We start from the raw sequence: 16,044 nt of genomic DNA on the forward strand, positions 1-16,044 counted from the left end.
CGCTGCACAACCAACGTAGGTCATCGGATTCAGGGCAGCGACTCGGCTCGCCCGTGCACTTCCCCACCCCGCTGAGGCGTCCCGTCCGGCAAGAACGGCCCTCTCGACACCATCGCGCGTCCCTGTGTCCGGTCAGCCGCCGCTACGCCTGGTACGGGCACGCTCAGCTCATGAGTTCGGGCGGGGAGTGGTCTCGCAGTCTCGCAGTCGAGCGGTCTTCCCGGCCGTGACGGCGTGTGTCGCGGCTCGGTGTGCCGACTCCGCTGAACCGTCGACCGTCGAGGTCGTCTCAGGCGCCCGCTTCCATCGTCGGGCGCAGACGTTCCAGCAGGGCGTAGAGCGTCGCGCTCTCGGTGTCGTCCAGGGCGTCGAGGGCGGTGTGCGTCTTCTGCATCTCCTCGCGGACGCGGCGGATGACCTCGCGGCCGGTGTCGGTCGCGACGACGTTCTTCACCCGGCGGTCCGTGGGGTCGGCCTCACGGTGGACCAGTCCGCGGGCCTCCAGGCGGTCCACGATCCCGGTGACGTTCGACGCGTCGCACACCAGCAGGGCGGCGAGGCCACGCATCGGGATGGGGTCGTCGAGCTGGGCGAGGACCTTGGCCTGCATGGAGGTGAGGCCGTGATGGGCGGCGGCGGCTGCGAAGTCGCGCCACTGGGCCGTGCCGATGGCGGCGAGCAGCTCCAGGAGCTGGAGCTTGGCGGGGGCCTGTGGGGTGGTGGCGCTCATGTCCGGAGTGTACGCGCACATGCTTGAGGTCATCAAATATTAACTTGACGTCCTCAACTATTGAAGTTTACCGTCGTCCAGTACTTGAGGTCATCAAACATCAGCGTTATGAAGCAATGAGAAGGTCCCGACTCCCATGAGCCACGCCGCCCCCGCCACCCCGGCCGGGCACAGAAACGAGACGGTCATCGTCTTCGCCCTGAGCCTCGCCGCCATGGTCGTGTCGATGATGCAGACCCTCCCGGTCCCGATCCTGGGCCTGATCCAGAGCGACCTGGGCACCTCGACCGCCAACGTCAGCTGGGTGACCACCGCCACCCTGCTGTCCGCCGCCGTCTTCACCCCGCTGCTCGGCCGCTTCGGCGACCAGCGCGGCAAGAAGCCGACCCTGGTGGCCGTCCTCGGCGTCATGGTCGCGGGCTCCGTCATCGCCGCGGTCGCGAGCTCCCTGCCCCTGCTGATCCTGGGCCGGGTGTTCCAGGGCGCCGCCACCGCGATCTTCCCGCTGGCCCTCTCCGTCCTGCGGGAAGAGGTCCGCCCGCAGAAGTTGCCCGGCGCCATGGCCCTGGTCAGCGGCACACTCGCGTTCGGCAGCGGGCTCGCGCTCGTGGCCACCGGACTCCTCACCTCCGGCGACGACGCCGACTACCGCAACGCCTTCTGGATGGCGACCGGCTTCGCGGTCCTCGCGCTGCTCGCCGTGGTCGTCCTGGTCCCCGCGACCCGGCACAAGACCGGGGGCCGTACCGACTTCCTCGGCGCGCTGACCCTCGGTATCGCCCTGCTGCTGCTCCTGCTGCCGATCTCCCAGGGCCACGAGTGGGGCTGGGCCTCCGGCCGTACGCTGGGCAGCTTCGCCGGTGCGCTCGTCATGACCGCGGTCTGGGTGCTGGTCGAGCGCAAGGTGCGCGAACCCCTCGTCGACATGAGGATGTTCGTCCACCGCCCGGTCCTCATGGCCAACCTGGCGGGCATCCTCGTCGGCTTCGGCATGTTCGCGAACTTCCTCGGTGTCTCCTACCTCGTCCAGATGCCCGAGGCGCTCACCGGCTTCGGCTTCGACGCCTCCATCCTGCGCGCGTCCGTCGAGTTCCTCCTGCCTGGTGCGCTCGTTTCGCTGCTCGCCTCTCCCGTCGGCGGCCGCCTGGTACGCCACCGCGGTCCCCGGTTCGTCCTCGGCCTGTCCGCGGCGTTCGGAGCGGTCGGCTTCGGCTGGCTGGCCCTCGGCCACGCCCAGACCGCCTCGGTCATCGGCGCCGGTCTCGTCGTCGGCGCGGCCATCAGTTTCGGCTACGCCGCCATGCCCGCCGTCATCATGGCGAGCGTCCCGCACCACCAGAGCGGCATCGCCAACGGCATCAACTCGATCTCCCGCTCCACCGGCAGCGCGATCGGCAGCGCCATCGTCACCACCATCCTGGCGTCCAGGACCATCGAGCATCTGCCGGCGGGCGTGCCGCCGCTGCCCGCCGAGTCCGGATTCACCCTCACCTTCGGCATCGGAGCCACCGCCTTCGCGCTGGTCGCGGTGATCAGCTGGCTCGGCCTGCGCGGACAGCACGGCCCCCGGGTCGCCGGAGCGGCCGCGGCGAGCGGAGGCGCCGCGTCAACACCCGCCGGGGAGACGGCCGTTGCCGAAACCGCCAAGGAGCCCGCGGTCTAGCGGTTCAGGGGACCGCCCCGCCCGTCGGGAACGACGGGCGCATCACCCGCCCACTGATGAAGCACCCCGCACCTGCCAACTGATACCGACTGCCGACTGCCTACTGATATCGACAAGGAGCACCCCATGACCACCACCCCGTCTTCCGCCTCCCGTGCGGCGGAGGTCCTGTCCCGGCCCGTCACCCTGAACGGCCTGACCGTCCCCAACCGCATCGCGATGGCGCCGATGACGCGCATGTTCTCCCCGGACGGCGTCCCCGGTGCGGACGTGCGGTCGTACTACGCCCGCCGCGCCGCAGCGGGCGTGGGCCTGATCATCACCGAAGGGACCTACGTCGGCCATGAGTCGGCCGGGTCGAGTGACCGTGTGCCGCGGTTCCACGGCGAGGAGCAGCTCGCAGGGTGGGCGCAGGTCGCCGAGGAGGTGCACGCGGCGGGCGGCACCATCGTCCCGCAGCTGTGGCACATCGGCATGGTGCGCAAGCAAGGCGAGGCGCCCTACGCCGACGCCCCCGCCGTCGGCCCCTCCGGCATCCGCGTCGACGGCACCGAGAACGCCGGAAAGGCGATGACCCGCCGCGACCTCGACGACGTCATCGGCGCCTTCGCCGAGGCCGCCGCGGCCGCCGAGCGCATCGGCTTCGACGGCGTCGAACTGCACGGCGCCCACGGCTACCTCCTCGACCAGTTCCTGTGGGAGACGACGAACCGCCGCACCGACGCCTACGGCGGCGACGCCGTGGCCCGTACGAAGTTCGCGGCCGAGGTCGTGGCCGCGGTCCGCGAGGCCGTCTCGCCCGAGTTCCCGGTGATCTTCCGCTACTCGCAGTGGAAGCAGGAGGCATACCGCGCCAGGCTCGCCGAGACCCCGCAGGACCTCGAGGCGATCCTGGTCCCCCTCGCCGCGGCCGGTGTGGACGCCTTCCACGCCTCCACCCGCCGCTACTGGATCCCGGAGTTCGAGGGCTCGGACCTGAACCTGGCGGGCTGGACCAAGAAGCTCACCGGCAGGCCCGCCATCACGGTCGGTTCGGTCGGCCTGGACGGCGACTTCCTCCGGGCCTTCGCGGGCGAGGGGGCGGAAATCGGCAGCATCGACAACCTCCTGGACCGCCTGGAGCGTGACGAGTTCGACCTCGTCGCCGTCGGCCGTGCGCTTCTGCAGGACCCGCAGTGGGCGGCCAAGGTCCTGGGGAACCGGTTCGACGAGCTGAAGCCGTACGGTGCGGCAGCGCTGCAGACGCTGAGCTGAGCACGCGTATCGGTCGGCGACACCGTCGGCCTCGCACGACGCAGGGCACCGGTTCTCGCCGGTGCCCTGCTGTCGTTCCCGGCCCGCGCGTCGGCTTCGGCAACCCCGTTCATTCGTTCGTGAGTTGACTGAATGGGCGCAGCTATTGACGTAGATCGTTCAGGAAATTTATGGTCCGTGGACCCTCGCAGGCGATCCAGAGTGACGGAGAACAATGACGTACTCCCTTGGTGTGCGGCCCCGCGCCGCCCGCCTGTCCGCGGTGCTGCTGGCCGGAGTCCTTGTTGCCTCGGTCCCGCCGGCGGCCTCGCAGACGGCACGGAACACCACGGCCGCCACCGACTCCACGGCCGCCACCTGCCCCACGGGCGACGGCTGGACACTCGCCACCACCCGCCCCGACGCGGCAGACACCCACCACGCCTACGTCGGCAACGGCTACCTGGGGCAGCGCGTGCCGCCCCACGGCGCCGGATACGCCGACAGCGAGGCCAAGACCGGCTGGCCGCTGTTCACCCCGCGCTATGACGGCTCCTTCGTGTCCGGCCTGTACGCGCACAACAAGCAGACCGCCGACGACCGGCAGGCCGTCGCGGCGCTGCCCAACTGGACCACGCTGACCGTCCGTACCGGCGGCCCTCACGGCGATACTTTCAACTCTTCGACGCCGCCCGGCCGGATCTCCCACTACCGGCAGTCCCTCCTCCTCCACTGCGGCATCGTCCGCACGTCGCTGACCTGGACCGCCGCCGACGGCCGCCGCACCGACCTCGTGTACGAGGTCCTCGCCGACCGGGCCCACCCGCACGTGGGCGCCGTACGCATGCGCATGACGCCGCACTGGAGCGGGGAGGCGACCGTCACCGACACACTGGACGGCCGCGGCGCACGGCGGATCCGGCAGACCGGCGGCGGCGACCGGACCCGGGGCGGAGAACACCGCGACGCCGACGGCAGGCCCGCGCCGAGCATGGACGTCGCCTTCCGCACGGACGGCACCAACGTGGAGGGAGCGGTCGCCTCCACCCTGCGCCCCGGCCGCGGAACGCACCACGCCACCATCCAACGCGCCAGGCCCGCCCGGGGCATGACGACACATCAGGCCCTCACTGTCCCCGTCCGGCGCGGGCAGTCGTACGACGTCACCAAGTACGTCGGTGTCGACACGGCCCTGACCTCGCGCACGCCCCGCCAGGACGCCACCACCGCCGCACGGCGCGCCGCCGACCGCGGCTGGCAGACCCTGCTCCGCTCGCACACCGCCGCCTGGTCGCGGCTGTGGCGTGCCGACATCGAGGTGCCCGGGCAGCGCAAGCTGCAGTCGTGGGTGCGGTCCGCGCAGTACGGGCTGCTGTCCAACTCCCGAGCGGGCGCCGCCAACAGCATCGCTCCGGCCGGACTGACCAGCGACAACTACGCGGGCCTCGTCTTCTGGGACGCCGAGACCTGGATGTACCCGGGCCTGCTCGCCACCCGGCCCGAACTCGCCAGGTCCGTGGTCGACTACCGCTACCGGACCCGGGCGGGGGCCCGGCAGAACGCCCGCAAGCTCGGCCACCGCGGGCTCTTCTCCCCCTGGAACAGCGGCAGTTCGGGCGATCTGGCCACGGAGTGCCACAGCGTCGACCCGCCGCACTGCCGCACCCAGATCCACCTCCAGTCCGACATCTCCCTGGCCACCTGGCAGTACTACCTGGCCACCAAGGACACGCAGTGGCTGCGCGAGCGCGGCTGGCCGGTGCTGAAGGGCATCGCCGAGTTCTGGGCGAGCCGCGTCAGCCGCACCCAGGACGGCAGCTACTCGATCAAGAACACGGCCGGGCCCGACGAGTACAGCAACGGAGTCGACGACGCCGTCTTCACCAACGCGGGCGCCGCCACCGCCCTGCGCCACGCCACCCGGGCCGCCAACCTGCTCGGCGAGCGCGCCCCCAAGGAGTGGAAGACGATCGCCGACCGCGTCCGTATCCCGTACGACGCGCGGCGCAAGGTCTTCAGGCAGTACGACGGCTACAACGGCAGCACCATCAAACAGGCCGACACGGTCTTGCTGATGTACCCGCTGGAATGGCCGATGCCCAAAGGCGCCGCGGCGTCCACCCTCGACTACTACGCGCAGCGCACCGACCCGGACGGCCCGGCCATGACGGACTCGGTGCACGCCATCGACGCGGCCGGAATCGGCGAGCCCGGCTGCTCCACGTACACGTATCTGGAGCGTTCCATCAAGCCGTTCGTCCGCGGCCCCTTCGCGCAGTTCTCGGAGGCCCGCGGCGACAAGGCGGGTGCCGACGATCCCCTGGCGGGCTCACCCGCGCACGACTTCCTCACCGGCAAGGGCGGTTTCCTGCAGATCTTCACCAACGGTCTGACCGGCCTGCGGATGCGCGAGAACAGCCTCCGCCTCGACCCGATGCTGCCCCCGCAGCTGCACCGCGGCGTCACCCTGCGCGGCCTGACCTGGCAGGGACGCACCTACGACATCGCAATCGGCGCCCACCGCACCACGGTGCGCCTGACCCACGGAGCGCCGATGACGCTCGACACCCCGCAAGGCGAGCAGATCGTCGACAAGGGCGCCCCGGCCGTCCTGAAGACCCGCCGCCCCGACCTCACCCCGACCACCAACGCGGCCCGCTGCACCACCGCCACAGCCTCGTCCCAACAGCCCGGCATGTACGCGGGCGCCGCCCTCGACGGCAACACGGCCACCTCGTGGGTCCCCGACGGCCCACGCGGCCACCTGACGGCGGATCTCGCCCGGCCCGTCCTCGTCAAGAAGGTCACCCCGACCTGGACGGCCACCAGGCCCGCCGCCCACCGCGTCGAACTCTCCCTCGACGGCAGCCACTGGCACCGCGCGAGCGCGGGCCACCCACGGCTCGCACGATACGTACGCGTCACGGTGCGCGGCGCAGCGGAAGCCAAGAAGCACCCCGGTGTCGCGGAGCTGACGGTGGATCGCGAGGGCGGGGGAGCCCCCGTTCGTCGATAGCCGGAGAGCCGGAAGGCGGGGCTGCGCACACGACCGAGAGCAGTCAGCAGGAGGGTTTCACCGCGTGAGCGGGGTCGAGGGCGTTCAGGGCGAGTCGGGCCGCCACGGTGTCGTGCATCATGGCCAGGTGTCCCGGGGCGCGCAGCGGACAGACGTCGGAGAGCAGGATGTTCTTGACCTTCGGGCCCTTCAAGAAGTGGTCCTGGTAGAGGCCGAACACGGCGTCGCCCCTGGACACGATCACCGTGTAGGACACACCGGGGACGGTGTCACCGCCCTGATTGAGCTTGCGCATGAACGGGGAGCCCGCGAGTTGGTCGGTGCAGGCGCGGCAGGGCAGGGGGAGCGTGTCCCCGAACTCGTTGAGAGGATCGAGGAATCTCTTCAGCGTCGCCTTGAGCCACGGCTGCTCGTCGAGCAGAGCATCGAGCACCGCCACGCGGCCACCGTGGTTGGGCGGCGAGATCCCCACGAAGGTGTGCACCTTGCGGGCGCCGCCTTCGAACTTCATGTACTGGCGCGGCAGCACACCGCCTTGTGAGTAGCCGACGATGTCCACCTGGCGCGTACCGGTGGCCGCCAGGACGCCGTCGATGAAGACGCGCAGTTGCTTGGCGGACTCGGCGATCGGTGCGGTACCGCCGACGAGCAGCCCGGTCAGGGGCTGCCTGCCGTAGTCGAGGGCGAACAGGCAGTACCCCGCCTTCTTGTACATGGGCGCGGTGACGAGGAACTCCTCCCGCAGCGAAAGAGTCCCGTGGACCAGGACGAGCGGGCGCGGATGCCTGGTGCTCGGCTTGCAGCCCCAGTCGTTGACGCCCGGCAGGAAGGGAGTGGCCAGCTTCTTCGCTCTGGACACCGGGTCGTCGGCAGTGCTGCCGGATGCGGCGGCGCCGTGGGCCGAGGCGAGGGAGGCGAGGGCCAACGCGCAGGCGGCCATCAGTGTCATGGCGGCCCGACGGAGCGGACGACGCCGGTGGAAGGCCGAATGCCCTGGCATGGCTGGCTCCTGTGGCTGGGTGGCGGACCTCAAGGCTCACCCGCGCCCGAGTCTTCGCGCACGCAGTCCTGGGCCATCCGTGCGCCTCCCGCCGATCGAGTCGGCTCAATGGCACGCCCATCGCGCGGAGCAGTGAGCAGCCTTCAGGCCCCCGGCTTGCGCAGCACCAACAGGTGGTACGCCAAGTGGTTGCGGGAGAAGGAACGGAACGGGCCCATCAGCGGATCGGTGTGGGCGAGCGCTTCCTTGCCGAAGCGGTCCTCGATCTCGTCGCGCCGGTCCTGGTACAGGGCGCACATCAACTCGCTGCACAGGATCGCGTTGGCGGTCATCTCCTGCACCTGCACGACATCGAAGCCGGTCTCCTCAATGTCGCCCAGCAGGGCCGTGAACGAGGTGAGCGGCGGACATGTCCACAGGGTCTCGTACGCCGCCGACTCCTCCTGGCTGGGTGTGCCCCGCGAGGTGAACTCGGTCAGGAGCACGTGCCCGCCGGGCTTGAGGACGCGCAGGGCCTCCCGCAGCCCCAACGGCCGGTCGGCCAGGTGCGGTACGCAGTCGATCGACCAGGCTGCGTCGAACGACACGTCGGGGTAGGCGAGTGCCATCGCGTCGCCGTACGCGAAGTCCACCCGCTCACCCGCCGGGTGCGCGCCGCGCCGCTCCTGGCAGCGGGCGAGCTGGCTCTTGCTCACCGTGATGCCGGTGACCCGGCAGCCCGTGCGCTCCGCGAGGCGCAGCGCGGGACCGCCGGTGCCGCAGCCGATGTCCAGGACGCGGGAGCCCGGTACAGGGTCGAACGTGTCGATGAGGAAGTCGGTCTGCCGCTCCTGCGCGAGATCTGCCATGCCGACCAGCGTGGTGACGGGCGCCCGCTCGCCGTGCGGCACGTACATGCCGATGTGTACGGCGCTCGAACCGAGCGTCATGGCCAGCAGATCGCCGTACTGGTCGTACATCGCCCCGACGTCGTCGGGGGTGGGAGCCGGGGTCCCACGCGTGCCGCGGGCGTTCGCTGCCATGGTGTGCCTCCTCGTCGGGAGTGCGGTTCCGTCCCGCACGGACGAGGTCCATTGCATCGGGTGGGTGGGGCTCCCGTGACGGCGGAGTCGAGCCAGGAATGGCGAACCGAGGAAGACGTGACAGCTGAGAGTCGGTCACGCGCTGTGCAGTGCCAGTCTGAGGAGTCGCTCCGTGTTCCCGTGGGCGATCACCTCCCGGCCTGCCGCGTCAGCGCCGCAGGGGCAGTTGACGCAGAAGAGGATGAGGTCCCTGCCCAGGGCGTGGAGTGCGTTCATGAACGGCGCGTAGTCGAAGACGCGGCGGGTCGTGACCGAGAAGTGGGCGCAGAAGTAGTCCTTGACGCGGTGCGGCGGTGCGGCGGTGCGGCGGTGCGGCGGTGCGGCGGTGCGGCGGTGCGCATCGCCACCCAGCTGCACTGAGAGCTGAGCGTGGACGCGCAGGAGGCGGCGAAGCTCACCGGTACACCCGCAGGTGCCCCTTGATCTGGTCTGCGCGGACCAGGCTCTCGTAGGTGGTCCACAGCCACACCCGGTTCTTCGTCATGGCCTCACCGTCCTTCGCGCAGGCTGCTGTTGGATCTCAGTGGCTCACGGCGGCAGTCCGTGGCGGGCGGATACGCAGATCTCGCCCCGCCTGGGCCCGGCGTCAGGTAGACGCGGTGGCGGGTAGCGCCTGCGGAAGCCGACGCCCTGAAAGGCCGGCTCTAGGTGCCGTGCGGGCTGGACTCGTCGTGGTGCAGCCCTGTGTTGATGTGGTGTGCGGCGGTGGTGAGGTCTGGGGGAGCGTCGAGGCCGAGTACACGGACGGCGTCGGCGGGTTCACGGGCTTGCCGACACGGCTGTGGGGGGACCGCATGCTCGGGCGGGGGAGTGGGGACGAGGCCGCGCGGGCCAGGAACCTGGAAGGTTAGCCAGGCATTAGCGGGCGCGGCACGGCCATTAGTGATCTGCCAGCGGGGCGGGGCAGCCTCGTCCATGCACGAGGAACAGCACTCGTCACGACCGTCCACACCTTGCTCCTTGGGGGATCCAGCCATGCGCGCCACCACCCGTCCCGCCCTGCTCGCCGTCGCGGCCACCGCGGCGCTCGCCCTCTCGCTGACCGCCTGCAACGACAGCAACGGCACGAAGGACACCGGCGCCGGAGACTCCTCCGCTTCGGCGCCCGCCTCGACGGCACCGGGCAACTCCGCCTCATCCAACGGCAGTTCAGCCTCCTCCAGTGGCAAGCCCGCCGCCGGCGGCGGAGGCAACCAGGGTGGCAGCACCGGCACTGCCACCGGCTCCGACAGCTCCTCCCAGCCGGACGGCACCAACACCGGGACCGACGGCGAGGGCACGTACACCGGCACGCTCACCTATCTCGCCGACCACAAGATGATGGTCGGCAACCAGGCATTCTGGGTCCAGAACAGCACCAACATCCTCGGTGCCGCAGCGATCTGCGGGTCCCCGGACGGCAGGGTCTCCGTCGACGACACCGGCGCGGCCAACAGGAAGTGCACCTACGACGACCTGGTGAAGGCCGCCAAGATGGGCACCGTCAAGGTGAAGGTGCAGGTGCTCAAGGACTCGGACCACATCGCCGTTTCGGTCGCCGAGATCTACCACCCGTAACGCGGGAGGAATGGCGCCGGACGCTATCTCTCCACGTACGGCACATGACCCCGGGAGATCGCCGGCCATGTCCAATCCAGCGCAGAGGGGAATCCTGACATGGGGTAGGCAACGCCGACGCGGCATACTCCGCGCCTTGGTCGTCGCAGTGGCAGCGACACTGACCGCGTCCTCGGCACTCCTCTCGGGGGTGGCGACCGCACAGGCCGCCCCGGAGGCCGACCAGCCCGCGAACTGGAACGTCGAGCAGAACTCGGACAGGTATGACGCCGTCGGTGAACTGGCGCGCAGCCACAACATCGTGGCTCTCCAAGAGGCGCCCAACGACCTCCCGGACGCGAGCTTCAGGACCGACCCTCATCCAACCGGCCCGGTCACCGAGTCCCTGTGAAACGCCGGCTCCGACCCCCGCCCCGCGTGGCGGTACGTCTACCACTGGCTGAACACGTCCTCGGTATACGCGCGGAACCTGGCGATCGTCACCACGACACCGATGCAGGCGTTCCTCATCACCAGCCCTGGTGCTGTGCGGCCACTGCTGTGCGTATTCAACCGCGATACCAACACGATGTACTGCAGCATCCACGCCTCCGCGGGCAGCAACGGGAGCCCCGGCGGGTTCGATGCGCCGCGCCTGGTGACCGCCCACCCGTGCGATCGCAGAGATACGTACGCTCCTGGCCGAGCGGGGGTGCGCGGTCCCTGACCGTCCTGGCCTGCGACTGCGGACGATGGCGGACGTGTTTGCCTACGCCCAGGCCGAGGGCGTCGAGCTGCGGCTGGACGCCACCGAGATCCAGGTCCGCAGGCCGCCGGCCAACCGCGGCGGTCGCCGTGCGTTCGTCTCGGGCAAGAAGAAGCAGAACACGATGAAGGCCACCGTGATCGCCGACTGGCGGGGCCGCACGTTATGGACTGATGCCCTGCGACCTGGACGTATGCACGACGCCACGGCCGCCCGCAACGAAGGCATCGCCGTCTGCTTCCAGCACTATCCCGACGTCGAGGTCCTCTTGGACGACGGCTACCTGGGCCTGAGCCGCGACCACCGCGGGCAAGCGATCACACCGCCCAGAAAGCCCCGGCCCGGAGCATTGCCCGGCAGAGTCGAACAGTGGGAACCGACCGCCACGGGCACTCCTCGGACCGCATCACCGTCGAACACGCCCTCGCCGACCACAAACGCTGGAAGCAACTGATGCGCTTCACCCACCGCCGCGACCTCCTGCCCGACACCTACCGCGCCATCGCCGGCCTCGTCTCCGACCGCACCCACAACGCCTAAGAACAAGCCATGACCAGGCGAAACACGCCTCACCCGCTATCACGCACCAACTCGTTAATGGGTGTTGCACAACGGCGATCATGCTCAGTTTCGGCCATCGGCAACAAGGTCAACCGCCTGCCTGTGTACCGGTGTCCACCATCTTGGCGGGCGCCCGCGGACCGGATCCGAAGATCGTTCCAGCCTTGTGTAACACGCTTTACGACCTCGTGCATGGTTGGCGATCGGGCCTTGTGGCGGCATGGTTGGTTCATGGGGAGTGTCGCCCGGTCGGTGATCGTCAACGGTTCGCGGATCACTGGGCTGACCAGGGATGTGATCGCTGAACTCGTCGCCGAGATCGGCCCGTTGTGGGCCGCTCAGCGCCACCAGCGCCTTACGCGACGGCCGCGGCGACGCGCCTTGGGAGCCGGAGCCCGCTACAAGCTGGTCTTCGTCGACCGGCTGCTCGCCACCCTTGTCCACCTGCGCCATGGGGTCACGCACGACGTGTTGGCCTGCTGGTTCGGCGTGGACCGCTCCACCATCACTCGCGCCGTCGGCGAGATCCGGCCCCTATTGGCTCAGCGCGGCTGCACGGTCGGGCCAGGGATCCGACTCCACACACTTGCTGATGTCGTCGACTACCTTGGCGTCAGCGGGCAGAGCGCGATCATCGATGCCACCGAGGTTCGGGTGCGCCGTCCGTCCGTCGGCGCCAATGGCCGGGACCGCTACGTCTCCGGCAAGAGCACGCAGAACGCGGTGAAGATCCTGGTAGTGACCGACGCGCGAGGGCGGCTGATGTTCGGCGGTGCTCTGCAGCCCGGGAGTTGCCCCGACATCACGCAAGCCCGCGACGCGGGGCTGGTCGAATTGCTCAGCAGACACCACGACTTGCACATCCTGGCTGATGCCGGGTACCAGGGTCTGGGTGCACAGACCGGCGGTCAAGTGATCACGCCACCGCATCGCAAGTTCAAGAAGAACGCCCCGGCATGGTGGGAGGAGCGGTTCATCCAGCAGCGCAAGGCCCACTCATCACGACGCATCCGAGTCGAGCACGGCATCGCCCACCTCAAGAACTGGCGAGCACTATCTCGTCACCTCGGACGGCGCGAACTCCTCGACGAACTCGTCCCGGCTATCGCCGGACTGGCGTCCACGCATCGACAGTTCCCAGGGCCCGTCGCAGCGGGGTGAGGAGCGCCAAGGGGCCCATCACCATGCCCGGACGCCAACCATGCACGAGGTCGTAAGGCGTGTTGCACATGGCCGTGAGCTGGGCATCTCCGGTGTATGGCTGGGGTGTTGAGGGCCGAGCGGGTGTGGGTGGAGACGTTCACCGGGCTGTCGATGGATCGGTTCGGGCGGCTACTGAAAGTGGTCCGGGACCGCGGCGGCAACGGCACCTTGCGGGGCCGACCATGGAGCCTTCGGCTGGCCGAGCGGGTCCTGGTGGTGGCCGTGTACTACCGCACGAACCTGACCATGCGGCAGCTCGGGCCGCTGTTCGGGATCTCCTCCTCGACGGTGTGCCGGGTCATCCAACGGCTCGGCCCGCTGCTCGCATTGGAGCCCGTTGCCCGACCGGCCGATGCGGCCGACCGGTTGTGGATCGTGGACGGCACCCTGGTCCCGGTCCGCGACCGCAAGGTCGGATCCTCCTCACGTAACTACCGGTTCTCGGCGAACGTGCAGGTCATCGTGGACGCGGACACCCGACTCGTGATCGCGGCGGCCCGGCCGGTGCCGGGCACCACCGCGGACGCCCATGCCTGGCGGGCCTCCGGCCTGGCCGAGCAGTGCCGGGGCGTGACCCTGCTGGGCGATGGCGCCTACCTCAACTGCGGGATGGTCACCCCGCACCGCAAACGCCCCCGACCGGCCCTGCTGGCGGGCGAGGAAGACGACAACGCGGCCCACCGCACGGTCCGCGCGAGGGTGGAGCATGTGATCGGCCGGATGAAGAACTACAAGATCCTCCGCGACTGCCGGCAGCACGGCGACGGCCTCCACCATGCGGTCCAGGCCGTCGCCCACATGCACAACCTCGCCCTCGCATCATGACCAGAGAACCATCTCAACGGGCCTGACCTGCCCGAACACGGCCTTGTGTAAAATGTTTTAGCCGATTACTGGGCGGTGCGCTCGGATGGACTCATCGAGCGGGAGCAATGCCGAGAAGCCCGCATCCGTATGCCTTGCCTCGCCCGATACCTGCAGTGAGCTTCTCGAGAAGAAGATCCCCGTCATTGACTCGGGCCGTTCCGTCGAATTGTGTGCCTGCTGGATTTGCTGTCTTTCGGTGCCACCTTTGGAACCGCGATAGACGCGTACCGTGGCGAGCGGGTGGGCGTTGATGTGCGTGGGTTCCAAACCAGCTGCGGTGGACTGGCGTTCCCACTATTCAACAGCGGCATCGCCGCTCAAGGGCACGACCGGCGGGAGCCTGTACGCCTTCCGAGAGGTGGCTCCGGGTTTGCGCACGGGATTGGCCACACATCGGCAGTTGACGACCATCCCCTTGTGCAGGTTCGACAACAAGGTGTCGAGGGATCGCGTTTCGACTTGCCGTAGTCGTATGGCAGGCGTGAGGAGTCGGATTCCATGCGGCTCTGCACGGAGTCATCGGGGAAGCGACACATCCAACGCCGGTCATCGTGGTGCTCGATCTCCTTCCCCGCGCCCGCAAGGTGCGGCGAGGGTCGCGGCTCGGGCCAGCAAGACGTCGGCGGGTTGGGTCCCCGCATAAGGACGCAGCCGGGATCGGAGGTCCTTCAGTGCCGCGGTGGCGCGTGCGGAGCTGAGGTGCGGATAGTCGTCCAGAAAGGTGTGCCACGTGGCGACGGCCTGTTCCAGGTGGCCTTGGGCGACTTGGAGTCCGGCAAGCCGGGCGCTGGTGATGGCACGGGAGCGGCGCTCGTCGGCCGGCCGGTGGCGCAGCGACACGGTCAGTGCGGTGATGGCTGTGGCGCGGTCTCCCAGGAGTGACGTGACGGCGGCGTGCTGGTGTTCCAGTGAGGCCGGGTGGTAGCGGCCCATGGTGAAGTCGGAGGTGCTGGACGTGTGCTGACTGAGCCGACGCTCGGCGGTGCCGAGCGCGGAGAGAGCGGCAGCGCGGTTGTCGAGTGCTGCGGATGCCACGGCGACCTGGCCGAGGAAGAAGGCGTGGCGGTGCGGAGGCAGGGCGCGCTGTGCTGTGGACGCGGCGAGTTCGGCGAGCTGCATCGCGTGCTGGAAGTGCCCCAGCGCATGAGCTTGGACCGACAGGGCCCGCTGACCGAACGCGTAGATGCCTGGGGCGCCGGCTTCGGAAGCCAGGCTCAGGACTGTTCGGTAGTAGTGCTGGGCCAGACCGTGTTGGCGGTCGTCGAAGCACATGAATCCACACAGGTAGGTCAGTTGAGCGGCGGCGACGAGCATTCTGCGCCGCAGCGTCCTGCTGCCCGGGGCCTGCAGCCGGGGCGCGATGTCGTGGGCGAGGTAGGCGGCCAGCACGGTCCGGGAGTGACCGCCGCCGAAGGAGTCATCGGTGTCGGTGAACACCGCGGCCATGCGTTCGGCGACCGCGATCTGCTCGGCCGTGAGATGTTGCGTGGCCGGACTCCGTTCTGGAAATGACCGTTGGAACGCGGAAGGGGGAGGCCACGCTGGTACCGCCAACGCGGCCAGGCTGTACGACGCGCAGGCCAGTATCTTCCGCCGCTGAGAGTCGAACTCGGCCAGGTTCTTGAGCATCAGTACGGCGTCCAGTTCGCTCGAAGTTGTCTGCCGCGGGTCGTCGGACAGGCGCATGCTGTGGCGTGATCGGGAGCAGTTCCCCGCCATACCAATATCGGTGACAGAGACGGTCCGTTCGAGCCTTCGTGACAGAGCCTCTGCGAGCAGATGCGGTGCGGGCTGCCACGGCTGTCTACCTCTCAGCCAATGCGATACCGATGTCCGGTCGTAACGCAGGTCCAAACCGGCTTCCTGCCCGGCTCGATTGACTTCTCTGGCGAGTTGTTCCTCGGTCCAGCCTGTTTCGGCAAGTAGCCGCTCCAGGGCGCTATTTAAAATCTTCCCCTTACCCATGTCCCCTTCACCGCAGCATCGGAAGCCGGTCCTTCTTTTATGGCATACGGATTCAATTGACGAATCTGCTGCCCAGTGGAGGGCTGCCCCTCAGTGGGCTACGTGGACTGATCGTCGAACGCGCTGCCGGGGAGACTGGTTATCGCTGGAACACGGGCAACGCTCCTGTCATGCCGACTGAGCAGCACAGGAGAATCGCCGTGTAGTGGTCCGCGATCATCACGCCGCCTCACCTGTGTTGCTTCTGACAAGAGTTGAGGCGTGAGCGACCGGCAGGAACGAGGGGTCGATCACCCACGCTCTTAATGAAGCGTAAATCATCGTCGACCACAACCCCCGCCTCGGGTCGCCTCGTTCGGTTCGAGTGAAACACGTGGCGTCATTTAATTTGTGAGGAAACGCAACATGACCGCAAGGCGCAA

The 16,044-nt window shown here is 69.0% G+C and carries 15 protein-coding genes and 1 pseudogene; 9 read left to right on the top strand and 7 right to left on the bottom strand.

Annotated elements, in window-relative coordinates; all coding sequences use genetic code 11:
* Nucleotides 1-289 precede the first annotated feature (289 nt).
* The gene (locus ACQB60_RS35120; RefSeq protein ID WP_496930161.1) at nucleotides 290-730 is read right to left on the bottom strand and encodes a MarR family winged helix-turn-helix transcriptional regulator; all 441 of its coding nucleotides are present in this window, start codon (nucleotides 728-730) and stop codon (nucleotides 290-292) included.
* 136 nt (nucleotides 731-866) lie between these two features.
* Here ACQB60_RS35120 and ACQB60_RS35125 point away from each other — a divergent pair, with 136 nt between their 5' ends.
* The 3 genes from ACQB60_RS35125 to ACQB60_RS35135 all read left to right on the top strand — a co-directional run bounded on the left by ACQB60_RS35125 (nucleotide 867) and on the right by ACQB60_RS35135 (nucleotide 6,642).
* Nucleotides 867-2,393: an MFS transporter gene (locus tag ACQB60_RS35125; protein ID WP_496930162.1), complete on the top strand. Its 1,527-nt coding sequence runs from the start codon at nucleotides 867-869 to the stop codon at nucleotides 2,391-2,393.
* 126 nt (nucleotides 2,394-2,519) lie between these two features.
* Nucleotides 2,520-3,647, top strand: a complete 1,128-nt coding sequence (locus ACQB60_RS35130; RefSeq protein ID WP_496930163.1) for an NADH:flavin oxidoreductase — start codon at nucleotides 2,520-2,522, stop codon at nucleotides 3,645-3,647.
* 214 nt (nucleotides 3,648-3,861) lie between these two features.
* The gene (locus tag ACQB60_RS35135) at nucleotides 3,862-6,642 is read left to right on the top strand and encodes a discoidin domain-containing protein (RefSeq protein WP_496930164.1); all 2,781 of its coding nucleotides are present in this window, start codon (nucleotides 3,862-3,864) and stop codon (nucleotides 6,640-6,642) included.
* Between the two features lie 43 nt (nucleotides 6,643-6,685).
* On the opposite strand, the gene ACQB60_RS35140 is transcribed toward ACQB60_RS35135, so the two are convergent.
* The 3 genes from ACQB60_RS35140 to ACQB60_RS35150 all read right to left on the bottom strand — a co-directional run bounded on the left by ACQB60_RS35140 (nucleotide 6,686) and on the right by ACQB60_RS35150 (nucleotide 9,081).
* On the bottom strand, nucleotides 6,686-7,642 hold the full coding sequence (locus ACQB60_RS35140; RefSeq protein WP_496930165.1) for a lipase family alpha/beta hydrolase: 957 nt from the start codon (nucleotides 7,640-7,642) through the stop codon (nucleotides 6,686-6,688).
* 143 nt (nucleotides 7,643-7,785) lie between these two features.
* Nucleotides 7,786-8,664: a class I SAM-dependent methyltransferase gene (locus ACQB60_RS35145; RefSeq protein ID WP_496930166.1), complete on the bottom strand. Its 879-nt coding sequence runs from the start codon at nucleotides 8,662-8,664 to the stop codon at nucleotides 7,786-7,788.
* Nucleotides 8,665-8,799: 135 nt separating this feature from the next.
* The gene (locus ACQB60_RS35150; protein ID WP_496930167.1) at nucleotides 8,800-9,081 is read right to left on the bottom strand and encodes a hypothetical protein; all 282 of its coding nucleotides are present in this window, start codon (nucleotides 9,079-9,081) and stop codon (nucleotides 8,800-8,802) included.
* A 296-nt stretch (nucleotides 9,082-9,377) separates the two neighbouring features.
* On the opposite strand from ACQB60_RS35150, the gene ACQB60_RS35155 reads away from it, so the two are divergent.
* The 3 genes from ACQB60_RS35155 to ACQB60_RS35165 all read left to right on the top strand — a co-directional run bounded on the left by ACQB60_RS35155 (nucleotide 9,378) and on the right by ACQB60_RS35165 (nucleotide 10,672).
* The gene (locus ACQB60_RS35155; RefSeq protein ID WP_496930168.1) at nucleotides 9,378-9,575 is read left to right on the top strand and encodes a hypothetical protein; all 198 of its coding nucleotides are present in this window, start codon (nucleotides 9,378-9,380) and stop codon (nucleotides 9,573-9,575) included.
* A gap of 124 nt (nucleotides 9,576-9,699) precedes the next feature.
* Nucleotides 9,700-10,281, top strand: a complete 582-nt coding sequence (locus tag ACQB60_RS35160) for a hypothetical protein (protein WP_496930169.1) — start codon at nucleotides 9,700-9,702, stop codon at nucleotides 10,279-10,281.
* Nucleotides 10,282-10,429: 148 nt separating this feature from the next.
* The gene (locus ACQB60_RS35165; protein WP_496930170.1) at nucleotides 10,430-10,672 is read left to right on the top strand and encodes a hypothetical protein; all 243 of its coding nucleotides are present in this window, start codon (nucleotides 10,430-10,432) and stop codon (nucleotides 10,670-10,672) included.
* Nucleotides 10,673-10,710: 38 nt separating this feature from the next.
* On the opposite strand, the gene ACQB60_RS35170 is transcribed toward ACQB60_RS35165, so the two are convergent.
* Nucleotides 10,711-10,863 (bottom strand): hypothetical protein, encoded by a 153-nt coding sequence (locus tag ACQB60_RS35170; protein WP_496930171.1) that lies wholly within the window; start codon nucleotides 10,861-10,863, stop codon nucleotides 10,711-10,713.
* Between the two features lie 65 nt (nucleotides 10,864-10,928).
* On the opposite strand from ACQB60_RS35170, the pseudogene ACQB60_RS35175 reads away from it, so the two are divergent.
* The 3 genes and pseudogenes from ACQB60_RS35175 to ACQB60_RS35185 form a co-directional block, all read left to right on the top strand.
* Nucleotides 10,929-11,566 (top strand): annotated as a pseudogene (locus ACQB60_RS35175) (transposase family protein); the annotation flags it as partial.
* A gap of 252 nt (nucleotides 11,567-11,818) precedes the next feature.
* On the top strand, nucleotides 11,819-12,748 hold the full coding sequence (locus tag ACQB60_RS35180; RefSeq protein ID WP_496930172.1) for a transposase: 930 nt from the start codon (nucleotides 11,819-11,821) through the stop codon (nucleotides 12,746-12,748).
* A 96-nt stretch (nucleotides 12,749-12,844) separates the two neighbouring features.
* Nucleotides 12,845-13,615, top strand: a complete 771-nt coding sequence (locus ACQB60_RS35185) for a transposase family protein (protein ID WP_496930173.1) — start codon at nucleotides 12,845-12,847, stop codon at nucleotides 13,613-13,615.
* 91 nt (nucleotides 13,616-13,706) lie between these two features.
* On the opposite strand, the gene ACQB60_RS35190 is transcribed toward ACQB60_RS35185, so the two are convergent.
* Entirely contained in the window at nucleotides 13,707-13,952 is a 246-nt protein-coding gene (locus ACQB60_RS35190; protein ID WP_496930174.1) for a type I-E CRISPR-associated protein Cas6/Cse3/CasE, read from the bottom strand.
* Between the two features lie 251 nt (nucleotides 13,953-14,203).
* On the bottom strand, nucleotides 14,204-15,622 hold the full coding sequence (locus tag ACQB60_RS35195; protein ID WP_496930175.1) for an NsdA family TPR-like regulatory protein: 1,419 nt from the start codon (nucleotides 15,620-15,622) through the stop codon (nucleotides 14,204-14,206).
* Nucleotides 15,623-16,044 lie beyond the last annotated feature (422 nt).

Source organism: Streptomyces odontotermitis (genome assembly GCF_050510915.1).
Taxonomy (GTDB): Bacteria; Actinomycetota; Actinomycetes; order Streptomycetales; family Streptomycetaceae; genus Streptomyces.

Coding starts and splice junctions, on each gene's coding strand:
- ACQB60_RS35140 (WP_496930165.1), bottom strand. CDS start 7,642: ATGCCAGGGCATTCGGCCTTCCACCGGCGTCGTCCGCTCCGTCGGGCC.
- ACQB60_RS35180 (WP_496930172.1), top strand. CDS start 11,819: ATGGGGAGTGTCGCCCGGTCGGTGATCGTCAACGGTTCGCGGATCACT.
- ACQB60_RS35170 (WP_496930171.1), bottom strand. CDS start 10,863: ATGCTGCAGTACATCGTGTTGGTATCGCGGTTGAATACGCACAGCAGT.
- ACQB60_RS35125 (WP_496930162.1), top strand. CDS start 867: ATGAGCCACGCCGCCCCCGCCACCCCGGCCGGGCACAGAAACGAGACG.
- ACQB60_RS35130 (WP_496930163.1), top strand. CDS start 2,520: ATGACCACCACCCCGTCTTCCGCCTCCCGTGCGGCGGAGGTCCTGTCC.
- ACQB60_RS35185 (WP_496930173.1), top strand. CDS start 12,845: ATGGCTGGGGTGTTGAGGGCCGAGCGGGTGTGGGTGGAGACGTTCACC.
- ACQB60_RS35135 (WP_496930164.1), top strand. CDS start 3,862: ATGACGTACTCCCTTGGTGTGCGGCCCCGCGCCGCCCGCCTGTCCGCG.
- ACQB60_RS35120 (WP_496930161.1), bottom strand. CDS start 730: ATGAGCGCCACCACCCCACAGGCCCCCGCCAAGCTCCAGCTCCTGGAG.
- ACQB60_RS35145 (WP_496930166.1), bottom strand. CDS start 8,664: ATGGCAGCGAACGCCCGCGGCACGCGTGGGACCCCGGCTCCCACCCCC.
- ACQB60_RS35195 (WP_496930175.1), bottom strand. CDS start 15,622: ATGGGTAAGGGGAAGATTTTAAATAGCGCCCTGGAGCGGCTACTTGCC.
- ACQB60_RS35160 (WP_496930169.1), top strand. CDS start 9,700: ATGCGCGCCACCACCCGTCCCGCCCTGCTCGCCGTCGCGGCCACCGCG.